The sequence below is a fragment of the Planctopirus sp. SH287 genome, assembly GCF_056500625.1.
Genome location: NZ_CM151403.1, coordinates 3,521,826 through 3,541,675 on the forward strand (window position 1 = coordinate 3,521,826; position 19,850 = coordinate 3,541,675).

The window sequence follows — 19,850 nt, forward strand, 5'->3', positions numbered from 1 at the left end:
CATTTAAATCATTTAGTCCACAGGTCGTAGATAAAGAAGTTATCAACCCCTTGTGTGACTTCGGAGATCAACTCTGTCTCTACATTATATTTATTGGGAATCAAAGAGATCGTATCTGGAGGGTTTTCGATCAGTTCATCGGGATCGGTCGACACAGGCCCCTCCACAACCAGTGATGTGATGGCCACTTGATATTTTCCCGCCGGCAACCCTTGAGAAACGGGGAGCAGGAACTTGCCATCCTGAATCGTGGTTCCAGAAACAATTGTGGCGTTAGCTTCGGGATAGAAAATGATATTTCCGGTTTCGAGCGACTCCCCGTTCAATCGTACGATACCGTTGACTTCAAAACGCTCTTGCTGACTGGATGCGCCTGCTCCACAGCCTGCCAGCGATAGCAGGCTGAGGCCAAAGCAGACCATCCATCGCATCGATAGTGACAATTGAACTCTCCCAGTTGATACGAGGCCGCACGTTTGGCCTCATCAAGACAGACGGCAGCTTCACACCATATCGCAGAGAGGTCGAAACTGAGGTATTAAAAGGTATGACATCGTCGGACGGAATTTGACAATCACCTTAAAACTGGTCGCCAACGATTTCGCCGCCAGCAATTGTGCTTAAAGAGCGGACCGCGGCGGTGTCAATATTGTTGCTGATGAACTTGACGGAACCATCACAAAAGAGGGCATGAGCACCTCCCGTGTGACGACTGCGCATCGACAGTTGATACGTGTAGCCGGTATTCGAGCCTAAACCACAAGGGTGATCGATAGTGCTCACACATTGCCCCGAGGGAACAAGATCAGAGATCGGTGTGTTAGGCGGCAGGTTTCCGGTTAATGAGGCATTCATGCCGTATTGCACCAGTCCCCGATAATCCGGCGAGGCTGTTCCTACTCGAATCTCGCCCATCATCAGAGTGTTCGATAGCCCATCCGTGATCTTTGAAAACGAAATCGCCTTACCTTCTCTCGTATCTGTAAAGTCAAACGGCCCCGCAGAATAAACGGCTCCGTTGACATTCCCTTTACCAATGTTCGTATTACCGACATTGACGAGATAATTGTACTGTGGAATATCGTTAAAAAAGCGAGCGATCGTATCTGAAGGACACAGGAGCATGGGAATGACAGTTTGACTCAGCGCACGATTCGGATTGGCACTATAGTAATTCGTATTCTGATCGTAGGCATTATAGATCGCTGCCTGGTCGATATATGGCAGAATGCGGCGGAACCAGGTGTACCCGCTCACCGTGATCGTGAGATTCGCACCCGCCCGCATCACACCAATGGGCAACGTCCCGGCGACATCATGATAATTGTGCATCGCCAATCCCAATTGCTTGAGATTGTTCCGACACTGTGTCCGACGCGCTGCTTCTCTCGCTTGTTGTACGGCCGGCAGAAGCAGCGCGATCAACAGGGCAATAATGGCAATCACCACCAGTAACTCAATCAGCGTAAATCCCTTTCGGGTGGAAAAATTGCCAGACCTGAAAGCCTGAAGTGGCAAGCCACAAGGCTCTCCTGAGCGATAAGAACGCACAAACTTCATTGACGCACCTTATGAATGAAATATCTCTGAAAAAGCAACCAGCTGCCGCATCTTGTTGATATCAAATACGTTACAGTAACTGTCAGATCGAGAACCTGACTTTCGTGAGGCGGTCAGATCATGACCTGCTGATCTGACGCTGGAATATCGTGAACTTGATGACTTCGTTAGCGAGGTAATTCCCGCAAATTCACCACAACTTAACATTCGCGGAATTACGACAGGCGCAGCTCGCATGGTCGATCACTCAGAGGATGAGATTTTCCAAGAGGTGTAACGGAAGTGTTTCAGTAGACTACTCCGAACACGGTACAATTCGATGATTGGATTCGTTGGTTGATTGACAGATCCTCATCAGAAAATGATTCCAGCGGTTGTGCTGTTCGCGAATTTTCCATATCGCTGAATGGAGAGGTAAACGATGAACCCGATGAGTTTTCGAGGCCTGCTGTCGCTCACGTTTCTGATGCCGGTACTGATGTTTGCAATGAATCTGGCCAGTGCGGCTGACTCCGAGGTTCCAGCCGCCACTCAACCCGACGGGGAGCGGGTTCTGGGCGAGTGGGTGCCGGTGGAGTTCATCTTTGTCGGGCTGCCTGTGCCGATGGAGAACATTGCGGGGCTGAAGGTGATTTTTGAAAAAGAAGAATTGAAGCTTTATCCCCCCTCGCCGGCTCGTAAACTCAAAGAAGGTGAGTTGCCTTCACCAGAGCCTGCGCCGGTTAAGTTTCGCTATCAGCTTTTGACCGATCGCGAACCGCGACAGATCGAACTGACGGCGGAAGAAGGCCCACAGCGCGGCCAGACCACTGGCGTGATCTATCAGTTCGACGACAAGGGCCAACTTGTGATCTGCGGCCACCTCGACCCTGGCGCCCCTCGTCCGGATCTGTTTGAATCGACCGACACAACGCGAACGATCCTTTTCAAATTCAAACGAAAGATCGCAAAGGCCACGGGAGCTAAGGCATTACTGCCAGATGGCCCTGGTTAAAATTCTCATTTTGACCGGAATGGCTCATCGCAGGAATTTTGAGCGTGGTCTCAGATCATCTCACGGCTTGCTTCGTCAGCCTTGTAGCGAAGCCCATTGATGAGCAATGTGACCATGCGTCGTGCATGATCAGGGCCAGCTTCAAGTGCGGGAGAAGATGACATGCAACACAAACTGGCAACCGCCAGCAGCAGGTCATAGGGATCGACGTTCGATCGTATCTCGCCCGACTCTGTGGCAGCATCAAGGAGAGTTTGAAGAGCGGGGCACAGGCGATCCTGAAAATAAGCCGGCAACGCGTCATAGGCAGGATCACCGGAGTGTAGCGCGGTCGCCAGCCCACGTTTGGCCGCCACAAGATCCATAAAACGCTGCATCCATCGCGAGAGGGACTCGAACGGTTGATGCTTCTCTGCCAGGGCCGATGCGGCATCTGCACAAGCATCAACTTCGTATCGGATCACAGCCACGATCAGATCTGACCTTTGCGGAAAGTGGCGATAAACGGTGCCGAGTCCGACACCAGCCTTCTCGGCAATTTCCCTCACGGGAGCATCGACGCCTGAAGTCAGGAACACGGCCTTAGCGGCTTCCAGCAAAGCATTTAAGTTGCGTTGGGCATCCGCGCGTACGCGGCGACTGGCCGGCTCATGGGACTGCTGGCCACTTTCCACGCTTTTTTTTGGCTTTTTCAAAATGACACCTCTTGACAATCGGAACAATGTTCCGAATAAAATGGAGCAGCGTTCCGATTCCGGTGCTCACTTTATCAGACAACATTATCCCCAGCATGCAAGACAGGGAAAACACAATGCAAGACAAACCCGTGATTCTGATTACTGGCTGTTCGTCGGGATTCGGTCTTGAAATCGCCCGGTATTTTCTTGAACGCGAGTGGAAAGTCATCGCCACGATGCGGACGCCGCGTGAGGATGTTCTGCCACCATCGGATCATTTGCGCGTGCTGGCTTTGGATGTCACTGATCCAGACAGCATTCTTCGAGCGGTCGCAGCCGCTGGCCCGATTGATGCTTTGGTCAATAATGCGGGGATTGGCACAGCTTTTCCCTTTGAAGTCGGTTCAATGGCAACGGTGCGCGATGTCTTCGAGACGAATACCTTTGGCACGATGGCTTTGACTCAGGCGGTGATCCCACAATTCCGTGAACGGAGAGCCGGAGTGATTGTGAATGTCTCATCGAGCATTACGTTGAAATCAATCCCTCTGACGGGGGCTTATGCGGCAAGCAAAGCGGCAGTCAATGCGTTCACCGAAAGTCTGGCGGTGGAACTGGACTCGTTTGGTGTCCGGGTACGCCTGGTATTGCCCGGGCGTGCTCCCGAAACCTCTTTTGCTGAAAATGGCCGCAACCGGATGCAGGGTCTTGATCACCCGGCCTATGCCGAACTCACAAAGAACCTCTTTGCGATGTTTAGCGATGGAGGCCCGATCACACGTTCACAAGATGTTGCGGAGGCGGTGTGGCAGGCTGTCACTTATCCAAACTGTCCAATCCGTTTGCCGGCTGGAGCCGATGCGATTGAGTGGGCAAAGGCATGAAGCCTGACGAGTTGTTTATGAGTTTGTTCGAGGCGGGCGTGGTGAGCGGGGCGGTTTTGAAGCGGCCTCATGGGCGTGTTCGTTTTCGCTCTCCTCGTTCTCCATCTCTCGCTCAACAGCAGCAGGCAAGCCTTTCTTGCCGACCACGGTGATAATGTCTTTCAGGTCGGTCAGAACTGTTCGCTGACCTTCATAGGCCACCATCAGTTTTTTCGCGAGCAGTTCCTGAGCAACAACTCTCCCCTGTCCCAATTTTGTGACGACAACAGCTCCTGGTGCGGGAAGTTCTTTCCGATGCTCTTCGTAAGTGTCGTACTCGTATCTGAGGCAGCATTTGAGGCGACCGCACCGACCGGAAATTTTTGAAGGATCAAGCGTTGCCTTCTGCAATTTGGCCATCTTCATCGAGACGGGCGGCATCTCCTTCAGATGAGTATTGCAGCAAACGGGTTTCCCGCAATCTCCGTAGTCGGCCAGCAGGCGGGCCTCATCACGGATTCCGATTTGTCTCATTTCAATGCGGGATTGGTGTCGTTTCGCCAGAACCTTGACCAGTTCGCGAAAGTCGATTCGTTGCTCGGCAACATAGTAATAAACGATTCGTTCACCGCCAAAAATCCGCTCGGAATCGACAAGCTGCATCTGGAGCGACATCTCACTGATCAACTGCTTGCAACTGGCGAACTCTTCAACTTCCAGTTCGGCAACACGGTCTTTCTGCCGCTCGTCTTCCAATGTTGGCAAGCGTTGGATTTTGCCTGTTTCTTTATCGATCCCCAACCACTCTCGTGTGCTGATAGTCGCTGCACAAAGGACTTCTCCCCATTCCATCCCACGATCAGAACGAACAATGACCTGTGTCCCACGAGACACGGGAATGTGTGAAGCACGAATCGAAAACTCGCCCAGCAAGCGTGTGACGCCATAGCGGACGACCCACGACTGACTGGAAGGAGCCGAAATATCCATGAACTTGTTCAACCTTGACGGGTGAGGGATTGACCCTAAGCTCTGCGCCATGTTCTCACAACGGGCACTGAGCGAGCCAAGTCGCAGGGCAGGCAGAACCCACCCTGCGAGCGTGATGATCAGCGTTTTATCAAAGCTGATTAGAGTGACTGGACGCGTTTGCAGATCGCGTCAGCCATTTCCCGAGTTCCGACGGCCGACGGATCATTGCGGTCGGTCTTCAGGTCGTAGGTGACGTCCTTCCCTTCAGCAATAATTTCGGAAACCGCCTGATCCAGCCGGGCAGCGGCCTTATCTTCGCCCAGGTGTTCCAGCATCAACTTGGCTGAAAGGATCAGTGCTGTCGGGTTCACTTTGTTCTGGCCCTTATACTTGGGCGCACTTCCGTGGGTGGCTTCAAAAATAGCGGCGTCTGGGCCGTAGTTTGCACCGGGAGCCACACCCAGGCCACCGACAAGACCAGCACACAGATCACTGAGAATATCGCCGTACAGATTCGGAAGCAGGATCACATCGTAGAGTTCCGGCTTCTGGACAAGCTGCATGCACATGTTGTCAATCAGACGTTCCATATAGGCAACCTGGGAACCATCACCGGCCTTACCAGCCAGTTCAGGATCGGCAGCAACCTTCAGTTCTGGCTGCTCGTACCTGGCACCATAAGCTGAAGCGACAGCGCGGGTTTCGTCATACCACAGGCCATCAGTGAACTTCATGATGTTGGCCTTGCAGACGCTCGTGACCGACTTACGGCCATTCTTCACCGCAAAATCAAAGGCAAAGTTGGCAATGTTTCGCGTCCCTTCATAGCTCATGGGCTTGATGGAAACGCCAGTGGTCTTGAGGCCGGTGGAGATCTTCTTGCCCGTGGCAAGGGCGTTGATCTTTTCGATTAACTCAGCCGTTGCCGGCAGGCCCGCCTGGAATTCCACGCCTGCGTAAAGGTCTTCGGTGTTTTCCCGCACCACGACGAGATCAACCGGTGTGTTCGAGAAATAGCTGCGGACACCCTTATAGCTCTTGCAAGGGCGGAGGCAGGCGAACAGTCCCAGTTCCTGGCGCAAGAAGACGTTAACGCTACGGAAGCCTTTGCCAATCGGTGTCGTGATCGGAGCCTTGAGAGCCACCTTGTTCTTGCGGATGGATGCCAAAACCGATTCAGGAACTTTGCCCACTTTTTCAATGACTTCGATGCCACATTCCTGGACGTCCCAGTTGATCTTTACTCCGGTCGCTTCCACACAACGGCGGGTGGCTTCGGCGATTTCTGGCCCAACACCATCTCCGGGAATCAGCGTGACGTCATACATATCAAGATCTTTCCAGACTGGGGCAAGTTTTGCGACAGGATGAATTTTCTCGAACCGACACTGCAGGGCAATCTGAAATGTTCCGGCAGGCTGTCTATCGTCGAGACAGAGCCACCTTCAATTCAGCCGCCCTGTTTGGCGGTGAGATTTCATCAGGATGTGGAGAGCATAACGGAGCAGCGAACCACTCTCCAAGCCTGTGAGCCGCAAAACTCCGGGAAGTCTTCACCAAACACAAAGATCCGATGGCCTGCACAAGCGTCTGGCCATCGGATCGGAAGAATTGTGCTGAGTTTGCCAACCGGCAATTCCGCCTTTAATGAGCAGTCATTTGCCCGTTCAGAACATCTGGATCAGGGAGCAGACATTCCTGGCTGCGGAACACCAGCTTTTCCACGGGCTCTTTTTCGGGCACTGACCTTGCGTGTTGAAGGGTCATCCATGCCAGGAGGATAATAACCGCCCTCTTCCCCTCCTGAAATCAGCCCATCCAGCGTGGATTGTGTCGGAGGAGGGGTGAATGTCTCGTAGACTTTGGTTTCTCCCTCATGACGTCGCTTTAACTCAGCACGATCTTTGGGGTTCGTTTGAGTGTCAATAAACTCCATCTGGCCTGCCTCATTCACAATGATCGCTTCAGGCACCAGCCCAAAATTCACTTTGCCACTCACGGGGGTCAGTCCGAGTTCTGCCATATGAACGGGAGTTTTGGATTGAGTCGTCACATTCACTTCCAGATCAGAGGAAACATCCAGCAGAATGTCCGTCGTTCCAATGAGGATTTCAGTTTCGTCATAGGTTCCTGCACCAAGGTCGGCCCGTTTGAGCTTTTTGTTGTCCTTGATGACCTGACCAATCGAGTTGAGATCCAGCGTTGTGTTCAAAAGAGAACCCAGTTTGGCATCCCACTGATAAACCGAAATATTCGCCACGGCCTTGCGGATGGATCGTGTCAAATCACGAACGGGATCACGTTCACTGCCGGTCAGGAAATATTTCACGTCTGCGGGGACGATTGCCGGATTGGAAATCGTGCTCCAGGAAGACTCGCGTTCAGCTCCAGCTGCCACCGAAGGATCAACAATCTGTTCGATGGGAAGGTTGTAATTCGGGTTGGTAAACATCAACTTGACACGGTAACGATAAGCACGTCCCGGCTTGACTTGAAAGTCGATGTAACGGAACAACAACAGCCGGCCACCGGCAGTATCCAGCATCTTGCGAAGCTGCTGTTGGGACAGCGCATTGGCTCCGGGAACGGCCATCGCTGTCGACATCTGGCTGAGGATCTGATCCGAACTGCCTGAACTCAACATGGACGTTTGCAGGGCACGAAAGTCTCGCTGTACCACAGCAAATCCACGACGGGAAGGACGCTGGTTCTGAGTCAGAAGATCCCGCTCCTTGGCAGCGACTTCCAGCATTTTGTCGAGAAAGCGTTCCTGTTTTCTCTGCTCGTCTGCACTTAAAGTAAAGTTGCGGATTTTGGGGTGGGTGGCATGATCCCCCCAATATCCCATCAGCCGCAAAGGCAATGGAGCGGTAATGGCCGCATCAACGATGCGTGCATCGAAGGGATCGATATCAAACGATGGCGACTCGCTGAGTACCTGGGCATCGGCCTTGATGTCCACAGACTCCCATTTTCCAGCCCAAGGGTTCTCGCCAGCAATCGCTTCCTGGCGTTCGAGCTTGAAATCAAGAATTTCCAGATACTGCTCCGCTTCAGTCAGGCTTTGAAGATTCAAAGCTTTTTGAATTTTGGCGACTTGCTGCTGAAGCGGCACAATACCGCGAACAGAGACGTAACGAACACCACGGGCTTCGATGCTCGAAACCGTTCCGCCGCCCCCTTCAGTCCCGTAAGGATCCGAAGAAATGGGCATATCCTGATAGGGGTTTGGCGGGACATAGCCCTCGGCCCCCGGTGCACCTTCACCCGGAGTTCCTGCTGCGCCCCCTGCGCCATTTCTGAGCGCGAACTCCGTGTCGACTTCTTCGATTGACTTGGTGAGATCTCCGGTCTCTGTGGTTGCCAATGTCAAATCCAGTCCCTTGCTGATGGCGATGATCGCAGTCCCCGCATCAGCAATAAGATCTGTCACGGGGAGCCAGTCAGGGTCTTTAATCTGCTCCTGCTTACGATAGAGCGGATAATAAAGAGGCGTGGAAAATTCATAAGCTGCAATGGCTGGCATCGGCTTGAGCAACCGCGATGACCGCTCCAGATAGGCGACCACGCCGTATTCTGTGGCTTTTTCAGCAGGCCAGACGCCTTCGTCAATGGTCTTGCGAGCCGATTTCGCCTTACGGATCATTTCGTCGGGAGATCGCGGCGTGGGCATCCAGCTTGTCCCCGCTGCCCAAACACCCAGCACGAGAAAGCCGATCGTCCCCAGCGCAATTTTTTCGCCGTGATCAACGAGCAGGGACTTGAAGTTAAAACCTTTGAGCCGCGCCATGGCGTACTCCTTCGATGTCAGGCTGTCGGAAATTGTTCAGAAATTGCGGCGATCATTATCGGTTAGCCGTCGCGAATGACCCGCAACGCATGTCAATCCATCAATCAAAGCGTCAGATCAAGGCGCCCCTGGTGCAGCGGCTGGCACTTCCTGAGTTGTGCCTGGCGTTCCCTGTGGCACTGCTGTTCCTGGTGGGGCTGTTCCTGGTGGAACCGTAGCGGGTGTGACGGTCTCAGGTGTTGCTGTGGCTGGTTCTGTTGCAGCAGGCGTGGTCGCTGCGGGAGCTTCTGGCATCGCACCATCGGCTGCGGGTGCAGGGGTTGGTGTGCCTTCCGTCGTGGCAGCGGTATCAGCTGCTGGTTCTGTCGCCGCAGGATCAGCGGGGGCTGTGGCCGCGGGGTCAGTGGCTGCATCTGGTGACGCTGGCTGAACTGGTGGCGTGTAAAGAGTGAAGATGCCTGCGATCGCTACTTCGGCGATGTTGGGATCAGACAAAGCGTTTTGTAAGGCGACATTGGCTGCCTGCACCCGACTGACCAGCATCGGATTGTTGGCATCCTGAGGGTTGATTCCGGACTGGGTAATGAAATCGGGAGGGGTGGTGTTCCCCAATCCGCCAAATCCGCCACCATCGGTCGGGCTGCCGCCAAAGCTTGGGTTGAACCCACCTCCGCCGGATTCCGCACCGAAATTCATTCCACCACCGAAGCCAGCACCGCCACTGGCCGCAGCGACCCCGGCACTTTCGTTCTTTCTCAGCATCTGAACCCGCACCACTTCCACAGGCCAGACGGATCGATCATTACTGGTCAACTCAGCCACAAGATCAGGCACACGGCGGTGATCCATCAGCAGAACCATATAAAACCCACGGGTTTTGAAAGGAGCCCCTTCTTCATCATCGATATAACGGCGGATGGTGGCTTGCGCCGGAGCACCGTCGGCGGGCATGTCTCCGAATCCGCTGTCAGATGGCATCCCCGTCTCTGCGCCGGCTGAACCAAACTCTTCTTTCACAGGGAATTCCGCAGTGGCAGGAGGAGCGATACGGGCACCACCACGAGCAGAGGCAAAACCGCCGCTCTCACCGGGAGGCATATAACCATCACCGCCACCACCGTCGACTCCCTGAGCCGGGGCATCGACAGGTTCACCCCGTTTTCCTCCCAGTAGCTGCAACTTCACGATCTGGTGAATGCTGGCATCCAGACGGTTTGTTGTTTCTGTGCCACCATTCAAATGCGTAATCGTGGAGAGCAACGAATCCAAAAGCCAAAGGTCTTCCTGAGCGTCCCACATTTCCTGAGAAGTGGGAGGAAGATCTCGCCAATACTTCACAGGCATGGCGGTTAACGGAAAGACCACCACACCTTCGCCGGTCTGAGCATTGAAAGGACGAACCTTCTGCCAGACATTCGCAATATCGGAAGGGGAACTGGTGCGATAGATGTCTCGTGCCAGCGGTGCGAATTCTCCGCGATAGCCGGCTTCCTCTGCATAAGGTTGAATGTTTCGGGGCCAGGACATCCGGGAGCGTTGCTGATCCCAAAGGAAGGTTCGCGCCAGTTCGACCTGACGATCCTGCTGCGTATTGATTGCTCCCAGTTTTTTCGAGTAGTCATCACTGGGAACGCCCCCTGAGGGGATCCCTTTTTCCGCAGTTTCAATCGCGGTGTTACGATCAGAGATCGTCTTGGCCAGAGAGGCCGACGCCATCCACCATCCGACTAATGCCAGGATGAGCGCCAGTCCGCCAAGGATCCAGAAGCGATTACGAATGAGGGGTTCCAGTTTGTCCATGGTCATTCCTGCGATATTCAATTCACCCGCTTTGAGGCCGGGTTGATAAGTCAAAATAATCGATCAATTCTCTGAATCAATTCAAAGCCATCAGCAACGATTAAACACCCGCAGCGGTTTCTCCACCTGTTTCTGTGGGAGCAGCACCATCCGTTGGCTCGACAGGTTTGACTGAAGGGTCAGTTGCCGGACGCTCTTTCTCCGGGGTCGGTTTCCAGACGAACTGCACCACAAAGTTGGTCATATGAATCTTGCGGGGAGCATTGACGGCTTCCGGCGGAAGCTGTGTATCGATCACGCGGGCACCGCCTGGCCCCACCACGGATGTTGTCGGCCCCATGCCGCCGGGAGGAGTATATGCCCCCGACTCGGCACCCGGAGCAAATCCCGGGTTACCGGAATTCATGCCAAACCGGTTGGGACGGCCTGCATTAGCCGCACCGCTGGCACTGGCCATATCGGGCCGCCCGAGCGGATAGTAATCAATCAGAACAAACGGGTCGGCTTTCACCGTGGCATAGGAAATCCCCAGTTGGCCTACAGGAGTTTCCATCTGCTGGCCAGTCACCGGATCGGTTCGCTTCACGACAAAGCTTTGAAGGTCTTTGAGCAAAGTGCTCACGACATAACCTGTTCCCTGTCCACGCACGGGATCTTCCGGGGCATGGTGAAAGTGAACACCGTGAAGGGTGAAAACATAGCCCGGCCCGGTGGGGCCTGTCTTGCGTTCTTCCGTCTTATCGTAGGCGGAAAAATACTGGGGAGAGACTTTGGCGAGCTGGCTGGGATCATTGTACCACGTTGCCAGATCGTCAAATTTCTTGGCCGTCACTGACCGCAGGGAAATCCGGTTCATCAACTCGATGCGGGTCTCATCAAGTTCTGCCGCAGTGACAGCACGTGGCAGGCATTCATCAATGGCTTTATAGACTTCCAGCCAGTAAGCACGGGAACTGAGAGCCGTCACCAGTTTCTCGCCACGTCCTTTCACTTCGGCGTTACGACCTTCTTCGGCGGTGTACTTTCCTGTGAGGGAACTGGCGTAGTCCGCGATGTCTTTCGCTTCTTTTTCAGCGCCACCGAACCGGGAGGTACTGACCGATTGTAGCACATTGCCATAACCTGCGACCGAAGTGGCCAGTCCGAAGAGCAGGGTCGCTGCGGTGGCGACAGCCCACGGTTTTTTCCGTCGAATCTTGCGGGCAACCACAATTTCTGGCGGTAATAGCGAGGTATGGATCTGCGTCTGACCCAACAGTTGCAGCGCCAGGCCGTAAGGGCCGGTAAAGGTCAGGATGTTATCCTGAAACAGAGGAGCGGTCAGGACACTGTCGCCGACAGCGCTCGGGAAGGTGTCGATCTTTTCGACTTCATAGTTCAGGTTCTGCTGCAGGAATTTTGCCAGCCCTGCCAACTTGAAGCCGTTACCAAGCCCCACCAGTTTGGTAATTTTCGCAGAGCGATTCACACTGGAGAAGAAGCCGATCGACCGCTGAATTTCGTTGACGTAATCATTGAAGACAGGCCGCATGGCCTGGAAGACAGCCCGGGGGTCGGGTGACTTGGTGGCGTTGCATTTGAGGTGCTCGGCCTTGGCAAAGGTGAGCTTCATTTCTCGGGTGAGCGCGCGAGTAAAATGGTTCCCGCCGATGGGTACGTTTCGTGTCCAGATTTTCTTGCCGTTAGTGACAATCAGGGTTGTCTGGTCGCACCCCATGTCAAGCGCGACGACGTATTCTTCGTCGTTGGCTTCAGGGGCGTCTTCTGCGGGATCTTTCCGCAATCCCAGGCGGTCGTACCAAAGGAAGTTATAAACCGCCAAAGGAGCAATCTGCACCAGTTCCAATTCCAGCTTTCGCTGATTGAACGGCCACATGTGATGCTGGATATCGTCCCGCTTCATGGCGAACAGGCCAACTTCCGCATCCAGCAGGAAGCCACCCTCTGCTGCCGAAGACCCCATGGGCTGGTAATCCCAGATCACATCTTCCAGAGCGAAGGGAATCTGCTGGCGGGCTTCGTATTTTACGATTTCCGCAACTTTAGATTCTTCGACGGGTGGAAGCTGAATAAATTTCAGCAGTGACTTGGAGCCAGGAAGAGAAATCGCCAACAGGTCATTCTGAGTCTGGTTGCGTCCCAGAAAAGTCTTTAACGCTTCCGAAATCAGTTCATCGGGATCGGCGTCAGGCTGGCTGAGCAGCTTGGCATGTGGCACATAATCGAACGCCATGGCAAAGACTTGATGGGAAGCCTCAGCGTATCTCAGCTTGATGGCCTTCAATCCTGCTTGCCCAATTTCAATACCCCAGGCAGATTTCAATTCAGCCATGGTGCAGTCTCCTTCAGTCTTGTCATCTCTGCCGTCGCCCCGTGGTCGAGGTCGGAGAGGAGCGTACTGTCCGAACTTGTTTGGTGCGTCATGTGAGGTGAGGGGTCGTTGGTACGCATTCCGTGATGTGCATTACGTTTTAAACGGGCCATCTGATGGCATTTCACCAGAAACCCGAGATCAGTCGATGAATCGAAAGGAAAAACTCACTCCTTCGAAAAAACGCCTCCCGGCATTCGTCGGGCCTGGACACTTCTCGGTTTAATGAGTCTTGAACTACGAAATTATTGAGAACTGAAAGCAAAGATAGGTTCAAACTTACGGAGAATATCAAAGATTATCCAGAATGGACTTGAACTAATGACATCCTGGTCGTGCTGAAAGGAAAAACCATGATTTTCTCAGAGACCTGCCTGTTTGGCAAAAACTCTCGAATCCACGCATTTCTCTCGTCACTTATCCAGAAATGATCTCCACAACTTCCCTACGAAATTCTGAGAGAAAAATGCGAAACTGCTCTCTTTCCAGAATAATTACGCCCCAGGGGTGAAGTCAATAACCAATTGCTGCAAAAAGGGTTATGAGGATTCGCGTGTCGTCGGAAAATCCAGCGGCTGAGGTTTTACCTGAGTCATTTCCCGTGTTACGGCATCGAAGACAGCCACAATAAGCAGCCACAATTAATTGGCGTCTCCTGATCAGTTAGATCTTTCCAGGGAGAGGTGAAGTTCCGAAAATGCCGGCGATCTCGCAAAATCCCACATAATCCACCGGGTGTTCTTAATGTCAGGGCGCTTCGGTTCTGATTTGACCGTTTCAACGATTGTTCGGTGAGCAGGCCAGAATCAGGCGTGCGTTCCTAAGAACTTGTTCTGTGACCACTCTTCCTTCCGCTGCTCAACGGCGACATCGCATGTGACACCGGCTAACATTTGCACCATGAAACACTGCACCGAAGTCTATGTTCTTATCCCGTCGCACAGTCTTGAAGACTTTCCTCAAGACTTGGGAGAAGATGCCGCTGGAAGCTTGCTGGAAGCTTTTGCGATTGCCTGGCACCCGGCTTTAGTTGCCATGACGGGGCGGATTCCCCAGTGGTATCGCGCGGATTCACCTCCCGAACCTCTGGCGGGCCAATTGCTGATTCTTCCCCAACCGTCGGAAGACTGGTTTCCATACGACTGGCAGGAACGCCTCGACACGGCGGGAGCCTTACTGCTACGGACAGTCGCAAAACGAGAAGAGAATCTGGAGCGACTTCAGCAGTTGCTGGAAGGAATCTCTTCGACGACACCCAACCCGGAATCCGTCATTCCCAAGACAACCATTGCTTTGGTTGAACCATCTCAGCCTGTTGAACCAGAGCAGCCCGGTGAACCAGAGACGTCCGGTGATGCGAGCCAGTTGCCGTTGAGCGCCCGAATAGAGGCCAGCCTCTTCGAGGGAGCCGCCTACTTTGCTTCTACTGCTGGTGAGGCTGTGGCAGATTTCCTGGCGCTGGGCACCACGGTCTTGCAGTTGGAATTGCTTTCCCGGCAAATGCGACATTTCAGCAGCCTGGATGAAATCCTGCTGCAACAGCGGAGCGTTCAGGCTGCTCGCGCCATCGTGCAGGCCGATTTTTCCAAATGCCGGGATCTGATCGCCAGTTGCTTTGAAAATCTGCTGGAAACCCGTGAACGGTTCTATCCCACAGACATTTCACTCCTGGATCTTTGCCTGGTCTCGCGCGACCTGACTTCAGAACAATTGGCCCAATCGGTCAGTGCTTTGAATTGGCCCGTGGCTGAACCGTTAGGATCGCGCCCAGCAGTGAATTTTCTGCCGGGGTCACTCAAATCGTCCCCGCTGCTCTCGCTGGTCGATGATCCACTGGCTTCAATATCTCGCGGTGTGGGCATCGTTCCCTCGGAAGACATCGAGGGCGAAGCTTCTGAGGAAGTGCCCTGCGATTCAACCACAGGATCGACACTCCGCGATTACCTCCAGGCAGGGCTGGTGGATGTTCTGGGAGGAGATGCGGAAGAACTTTGCAGCAGTCTGCTACCGCTAGAAGTGTGGGTGACGAACTGGTTGGCTGGACAGCAATTGGCTCGAAAGAAATGGGGGATTGCGCCAAAGGTGTTCGCTCGCCGGGCTTTTGGTTTAGTGCCTCAACTGCCGGAACTTCTGAGCCAGACGTCGGTTGTCGGGGCCTTGCATGTCCTGCTTGATGACGGCACTTATCCCGATGAAGAATTCAGCAACTTTCGCTGGGAAGGTTGTGGCGGTTCGGCTGTCACTGCCTTCTCGCGCATCCCGCTTCCCGCTCAGTCAGCCGGCGCGTTCTTGCGATTGGCAGGGCGTTTAGGGGAGTCGCTTGATTCTGATGGCCAACCCGCCATCGCTTTTGCCCGTTGGCCAGAAGTGCAGACCCCATGGTTCCATGACCTGAAACGGGCTTCGACTTTCGCCCCAGTGCTGGGGAAATTCGTGACGTGCCGCTCCTTTCTGGAAGGGATCGTCCATCCGGATCATATACGTCGTCATGCGGCGGCCGAGTATTTTTCCCCGAAGCTGGTGCAGTCGGTCGCAGCCCGGGAGCGTGACCCGATTTCCAGATATGCTCGGGGATGGCAACTTCAGCGATCATTTGAGGGATGGCGATGGTGCCAGAGCTTCGTCGAACTGCTCCGCCCCGCCTCTCGGAATGAACAGAGTGTTCAAGTCGAGACTGTTAATGACTCCTCCCTTTGGGAAGAGTCCATCCTTTCTCAATTTCGCGGGGATATTTCAGTCACTTCGTCCACAGAAGCGGCCACAAATGCTGCCAGTTGGTCAGATCGTGAATCTCTGACACGTGCCAGCCAGGAACTGGCAGCATGTCTGGGTGTGGCTGCCGTTTCGGCCCCCTCAATAACGCCACCCTCTCAGGTGGTAACCTCATCTCAGGCCCTCGGAACACTGCTGTTTAACCCGTTGCCATTCTTCCGTGACGTTCCACATGATCTCAATGCCGACATTGGCCAGCAGGTGCCGCCTTGTGGTTATCTCTGGCTTCCTGATCATGCGGGCAAACGTTCAGCCACATCTCGCGGTTCACGGAGTTCCAAGCCGGCTGTCAGGTTTTCTGAAGGTGTACTTGAAAACGATCTTCTCGAGGTCGTGTTTCATCCCGAGACCGGCGGTATTGCTCGAATTCGACGCCATGAGCAGCGAGAGAATCGATTAAGCCTGCAAATTGCCCGGCGATTCTCACGGGAACGAAGCATTCGGCTCGGGCCAGACCCCGACGACGAAGTGATAAAGACCGCTTACTCGGAAATGCGGGTCGGGGAACTGTCGATCCTGGCTCAGGGCGATCAGTTTGTGACGGTGCGATCATTGGGAGATGTCATCGATCAGGCCAAGGGAGAGCGGATTTGCTATTACACGCTGGATGTCACGCTCCGAGCGGGGTCATTGCGGGTCGATGTGGATCTGCGCCTGATGGAATTATCACCATTTGACGGCGATCCCTGGAATAATTATCTGGCGGCCCGTTTTGCTCATGGCAATGAAATGGCGTCGATTTCGCAGTCTCTGCTAGGAAGTGTCCATTCCGCAGGGCGTGAACGCTTTGAGTCGCCCGAATTTGTGGAGATCTGTGACGGGACTTTAAGAACCACGGTGGTGCCGCATGGACGTCCGTTTTTCCGTAAAACGGGGCCGCGCATGTTTGATGGCCTGATGGTCGTGGGGGGCGAGACATCCCGCCAGTTTTCATGGACGATCGCCATTGATGACAATCACCCGGCCAGATTGGCTCAGGAGGTGACGTCGCCACTGATCCGACTTCCTGAAGTCAGCGCTCCTCTCACCGGGCCATCAGCGTTTTTTGTCCAATGCCCCGCCAGGCAGGTTGTCATCACTCGTTGGCAGGCCGGCAGCGTGACCTGGCCTCTCCCCACGGAAGAGACAGATCAGGCGGCAAATCAAATCGCCCAGCCCCCAGAAGCTAACGAGACCACGGCTCCTGCTGTTTTGAAGAAAAGTTGTCGCATTCGACTGATGGAAACCGAAGGACAGCCGAAAACGTTCCCTCTTGTCTGGTATGCCCCTTTGCTTGCGGCTCGCAAATTCACGCTGGGTGGGGAACTCTCCGCATGGCTGGCCGTGAATGGCAACGAAGCACGAGTCGCTCTGAGTCCTTATGAAATGGCCGAAGTTGAAGTCATTTTTGAGTGATTGCTTTTCCTAGAACCGTTTGCACCCAGGACTGATGGGACAGATACCATTCGACCGTGGCTCGTATTCCGTCGCGGAATGTCATCGAAGGTTTCCAATCGAGTTCCTGCTCGATCTTGCGGCAGTCGATGGCATAGCGGAAGTCATGGCCCGGTCGGTCGGTGACAAAGGTGATTAACTCGTGATGAGGCTGGCCTGAGGCGCGCGGACGGAGTTCATCCAACGTTTCGCAGATCAGATGAACCAGATCAATATTGCGAACTTCTGCCCGCCCGCCAATCGCATAGGTCTCGCCGATCAGTCCCTCAGTGAGCACGCTGAGCAAAGCCGTGACATGGTCATCCACATGGAGCCAGTCACGGATATTTTCCCCTTGGGCATAAACCGGAATGGGTTGCTCGGCCAGTGCATTGCGGATGACGACAGGAATCAGTTTTTCCGGGAACTGAAAGGGGCCATAGTTGTTACTGCAATTGGTCACCAGCACCGGCAGACCATAAGAATGAAACCAGGCCCTGGCCAGATGATCGGCAGAAGCTTTACTGGCCGAATAGGGAGAGTGCGGGTCATATCGGGTCTGTTCGGTGAAATGTCCCTCGCGTCCCAGCGCACCGAACACTTCATCGGTGGAGACATGCAGAAACCGAAATGCTGCTTTTTCAGAAGGGGTCATTGTGCCCCAGTGGCCGCGTGCGGCTTCCAGTAAGGTGTATGTCCCTACAATATTGGTTTGAATGAACTCGGCTGGGCCTGTCAGTGAGCGGTCGACATGGCTTTCGGCTGCCAGGTGCATGACGCGATCCGGACGAAAGTTCGAGAAGACCGCCTTCATCTCGGCACCGTCGGCAATATGTTTCTGAATCAAATGATGCCGTGGATGGTTCAGAACGTCTTCCAGAGATTCGACGTGTCCTGCATAGGTGAGACAGTCGACATTGATGACCGTCCAGTCGGTGTGTCGCAGGAGGTGCCGGACAAGGGCCGAGCCGATGAAGCCGCAGCCGCCGGTGATGAGGACGTTCATAAAAAGTCGTGTCCTGTCATGAAAAGCGAGTCATTCGAGGCAGATTCCTTCTGGTAATGAATACACAAATCGTGGCCAGTTGGGGAGTTCGGACGATATCAATAATTTCTGATGAAAAGCTCGAACTTTCTTCATCCAGTCGAAGAGACCTCTCGTTGTTCTTAATAGCAGGCACAACACGTCAGGAAACGCCAGACCTTGCCTTTCGCCACACACTCAGGCAGGTCACGGGCACTTCTCACTGAGAACTCCGGGGCAAGAGCTACCGGATTCCCGGAGAGATGTCGACCTGATTGCGCGAAGACACCCTCCTGTGTTGTGCTTGCTTTTGCAGACATCTTTGGGCATGGCATGGTTGTTATGTCCATGTTTCCGGACGGCGTTTCGTTTTAGCCGTTAGGGAAAACAAATGATGTCTTCCGTTTCTGTTGGCGGCTGGGGTGCGAACCTTGCCAGGTCACTGTTGAGGTCGGTTCGCCTCCAGTTCGCTGTGATGATTTCTCCGCTTCGGTGAAACCATCCGTGATTTGTCACAGAAAGGCGTCTGATGCATACGAATCTCATCACGCGTGGATTGGTTTTGAACACAAATCAACGAGAGTTTCTCGACCGTAAGCTGGCCTTTGCTTTGGATCGTTTTCAACTGACGCCGGCAGATGTCGAAATCACTCTTGAGGATGTGAATGGCCCCAAAGGGGGAGCCGACAAAAAATGCCGTCTTCGAGTCGGCAATTCCAAACGCACGCGTGTGTTGATAGAGGAAACCGGTTCCGATGCGCAGCGGGTTCTCGCAAGAGCGGTTGACCGCATGGAGCAAGCCTTGGCGAAACTTCGTCGGAAGCACCACTCGCGAGCAACTCATCATGGCCCTCGCTCGCTTCAACATGCGGGAGTATAAGTCTGTGAGAGAGAGGTCGTTTCGACGATTTTCTCTCGCAGAAAGAGACTCAGCTTGTGAGTGAGAGACATGAACCGCTGCCTTAGGCTGTCTCTTTTTCCTGCTGTTCAGGTGGGGGAGAGAAACAGCTTGATCGGGCCGCTTTCTTTTTTAATCCCTTTTCCTGATCTGAAGCCCCTGCGTTGCCAACAGCGCGAGGGGCTTTGTTTTTTTAGAAAATGCCCAGATAGCATTCGACGAAAGCCAGACTTTGGGGTTGAGTATCAAGCCTTTTTTTTCGTCTAAGATATTCGTGCATGTGTCATAAGGGTTCCACACTGAGTCTGATTCGTGTTTCGCGAAATTACAGCGAGATCAATGCTTCTCCTCGGACTGCGAATGCAATTCTTTGACCGCTTTATCGACCAGTTCGTTGTAGTGACCGTGGTTTTCATAGCTGGGGGTGAAATTGTCTCGCAGCGTTCTCAGTGTTTGGATGACATGATCGGAACGCTCGGCCTTCAATTCGATAATTGTGGCATCAATTAACTGTTTACTTGCGTTGCCATACCACATATCCGCGCTCAGCATTTGAAGTGACCCGACAACGAACGCCACTCCCCAACTGCTCGTTAAGGCGAGACATCCCAAACTAAGCCTGAGAACTCGATTGTTCTGGAATTCTGAAAAGAACCAGACCACAGGCAACACAAGAATTAAAGCCACAGCAATTCCCAACATGCCGCTGCTCCCTG

At 53.7% G+C, this 19,850-nt stretch carries 14 protein-coding genes; 4 read left to right on the forward strand and 10 right to left on the reverse strand.

What is annotated here, in order from left to right; translation table 11 throughout:
- Nucleotides 1–8: 8 nt before the first annotated feature.
- Nucleotides 9–443: a hypothetical protein gene (locus tag SH287x_RS13100; RefSeq protein WP_479514760.1), complete on the reverse strand. Its 435-nt coding sequence runs from the start codon at nucleotides 441–443 to the stop codon at nucleotides 9–11.
- A 136-nt stretch (nucleotides 444–579) separates the two neighbouring features.
- A complete protein-coding gene (locus tag SH287x_RS13105; RefSeq protein WP_479514761.1) occupies nucleotides 580–1,560 on the reverse strand; it encodes a DUF1559 domain-containing protein in 981 nt (326 codons plus the stop codon).
- Nucleotides 1,561–1,981: 421 nt separating this feature from the next.
- Between SH287x_RS13105 and SH287x_RS13110 the strand changes: the two genes are divergently transcribed.
- Nucleotides 1,982–2,554 (forward strand): TIGR03067 domain-containing protein, encoded by a 573-nt coding sequence (locus tag SH287x_RS13110; RefSeq protein ID WP_479514762.1) that lies wholly within the window; start codon nucleotides 1,982–1,984, stop codon nucleotides 2,552–2,554.
- 50 nt (nucleotides 2,555–2,604) lie between these two features.
- Here SH287x_RS13110 and SH287x_RS13115 read toward each other — a convergent pair whose 3' ends face one another.
- A complete protein-coding gene (locus tag SH287x_RS13115) occupies nucleotides 2,605–3,252 on the reverse strand; it encodes a TetR/AcrR family transcriptional regulator (RefSeq protein WP_479518708.1) in 648 nt (215 codons plus the stop codon).
- A gap of 113 nt (nucleotides 3,253–3,365) precedes the next feature.
- Between SH287x_RS13115 and SH287x_RS13120 the strand changes: the two genes are divergently transcribed.
- The gene (locus SH287x_RS13120) at nucleotides 3,366–4,115 is read left to right on the forward strand and encodes an SDR family oxidoreductase (RefSeq protein ID WP_479514763.1); all 750 of its coding nucleotides are present in this window, start codon (nucleotides 3,366–3,368) and stop codon (nucleotides 4,113–4,115) included.
- Between the two features lie 15 nt (nucleotides 4,116–4,130).
- On the opposite strand, the gene SH287x_RS13125 is transcribed toward SH287x_RS13120, so the two are convergent.
- The 5 genes from SH287x_RS13125 to pilM form a co-directional block, all read right to left on the reverse strand.
- Nucleotides 4,131–5,084, reverse strand: coding sequence for a PSP1 domain-containing protein (locus tag SH287x_RS13125; protein WP_479514764.1), 954 nt, complete (start codon nucleotides 5,082–5,084; stop codon nucleotides 4,131–4,133).
- A 140-nt stretch (nucleotides 5,085–5,224) separates the two neighbouring features.
- Nucleotides 5,225–6,394 (reverse strand): isocitrate/isopropylmalate dehydrogenase family protein, encoded by a 1,170-nt coding sequence (locus SH287x_RS13130; protein WP_479514765.1) that lies wholly within the window; start codon nucleotides 6,392–6,394, stop codon nucleotides 5,225–5,227.
- 353 nt (nucleotides 6,395–6,747) lie between these two features.
- On the reverse strand, nucleotides 6,748–8,856 hold the full coding sequence (locus tag SH287x_RS13135; protein WP_479514766.1) for a hypothetical protein: 2,109 nt from the start codon (nucleotides 8,854–8,856) through the stop codon (nucleotides 6,748–6,750).
- Nucleotides 8,857–8,973: 117 nt separating this feature from the next.
- Nucleotides 8,974–10,710 carry a hypothetical protein gene (locus tag SH287x_RS13140; protein ID WP_479514767.1) on the reverse strand — a complete coding sequence of 579 codons (1,737 nt, stop codon included), beginning with the start codon at nucleotides 10,708–10,710 and terminating at the stop codon, nucleotides 8,974–8,976.
- Nucleotides 10,711–10,756: 46 nt separating this feature from the next.
- Complete coding sequence (pilM, locus tag SH287x_RS13145) at nucleotides 10,757–12,988, reverse strand: type IV pilus assembly protein PilM (protein ID WP_479514768.1); 2,232 nt, start codon at nucleotides 12,986–12,988, stop codon at nucleotides 10,757–10,759.
- Nucleotides 12,989–13,927: 939 nt separating this feature from the next.
- On the opposite strand from pilM, the gene SH287x_RS13150 reads away from it, so the two are divergent.
- A complete protein-coding gene (locus SH287x_RS13150) occupies nucleotides 13,928–17,194 on the forward strand; it encodes a hypothetical protein (protein ID WP_479514769.1) in 3,267 nt (1,088 codons plus the stop codon).
- Here SH287x_RS13150 and rfbB read toward each other — a convergent pair.
- Nucleotides 17,181–18,218 carry a dTDP-glucose 4,6-dehydratase gene (gene rfbB, locus SH287x_RS13155; protein WP_479514770.1) on the reverse strand — a complete coding sequence of 346 codons (1,038 nt, stop codon included), beginning with the start codon at nucleotides 18,216–18,218 and terminating at the stop codon, nucleotides 17,181–17,183. The two genes, SH287x_RS13150 and rfbB, sit on opposite strands and share 14 nt — an antisense overlap.
- Before the next feature lie 547 nt (nucleotides 18,219–18,765).
- On the opposite strand from rfbB, the gene SH287x_RS13160 reads away from it, so the two are divergent.
- Complete coding sequence (locus SH287x_RS13160) at nucleotides 18,766–19,116, forward strand: HPF/RaiA family ribosome-associated protein (protein ID WP_479514771.1); 351 nt, start codon at nucleotides 18,766–18,768, stop codon at nucleotides 19,114–19,116.
- Between the two features lie 354 nt (nucleotides 19,117–19,470).
- On the opposite strand, the gene SH287x_RS13165 is transcribed toward SH287x_RS13160, so the two are convergent.
- A complete protein-coding gene (locus SH287x_RS13165) occupies nucleotides 19,471–19,836 on the reverse strand; it encodes a porin family protein (RefSeq protein WP_479514772.1) in 366 nt (121 codons plus the stop codon).
- Nucleotides 19,837–19,850: the final 14 nt, after the last annotated feature.

Bases quoted from the DNA above. Each gene is read 5' to 3' on its own strand.
- SH287x_RS13105 (WP_479514761.1), bottom strand. From the start codon at position 1,560: ATGAAGTTTGTGCGTTCTTATCGCTCAGGAGAGCCTTGTGGCTTGCCA.
- SH287x_RS13110 (WP_479514762.1), top strand. From the start codon at position 1,982: ATGAACCCGATGAGTTTTCGAGGCCTGCTGTCGCTCACGTTTCTGATG.
- SH287x_RS13120 (WP_479514763.1), top strand. From the start codon at position 3,366: ATGCAAGACAAACCCGTGATTCTGATTACTGGCTGTTCGTCGGGATTC.
- SH287x_RS13125 (WP_479514764.1), bottom strand. From the start codon at position 5,084: ATGGATATTTCGGCTCCTTCCAGTCAGTCGTGGGTCGTCCGCTATGGC.
- SH287x_RS13130 (WP_479514765.1), bottom strand. From the start codon at position 6,394: ATGTATGACGTCACGCTGATTCCCGGAGATGGTGTTGGGCCAGAAATC.
- SH287x_RS13135 (WP_479514766.1), bottom strand. From the start codon at position 8,856: ATGGCGCGGCTCAAAGGTTTTAACTTCAAGTCCCTGCTCGTTGATCAC.
- pilM (WP_479514768.1), bottom strand. From the start codon at position 12,988: ATGGCTGAATTGAAATCTGCCTGGGGTATTGAAATTGGGCAAGCAGGA.
- SH287x_RS13150 (WP_479514769.1), top strand. From the start codon at position 13,928: ATGAAACACTGCACCGAAGTCTATGTTCTTATCCCGTCGCACAGTCTT.
- rfbB (WP_479514770.1), bottom strand. From the start codon at position 18,218: ATGAACGTCCTCATCACCGGCGGCTGCGGCTTCATCGGCTCGGCCCTT.
- SH287x_RS13160 (WP_479514771.1), top strand. From the start codon at position 18,766: ATGCATACGAATCTCATCACGCGTGGATTGGTTTTGAACACAAATCAA.
- SH287x_RS13165 (WP_479514772.1), bottom strand. From the start codon at position 19,836: ATGTTGGGAATTGCTGTGGCTTTAATTCTTGTGTTGCCTGTGGTCTGG.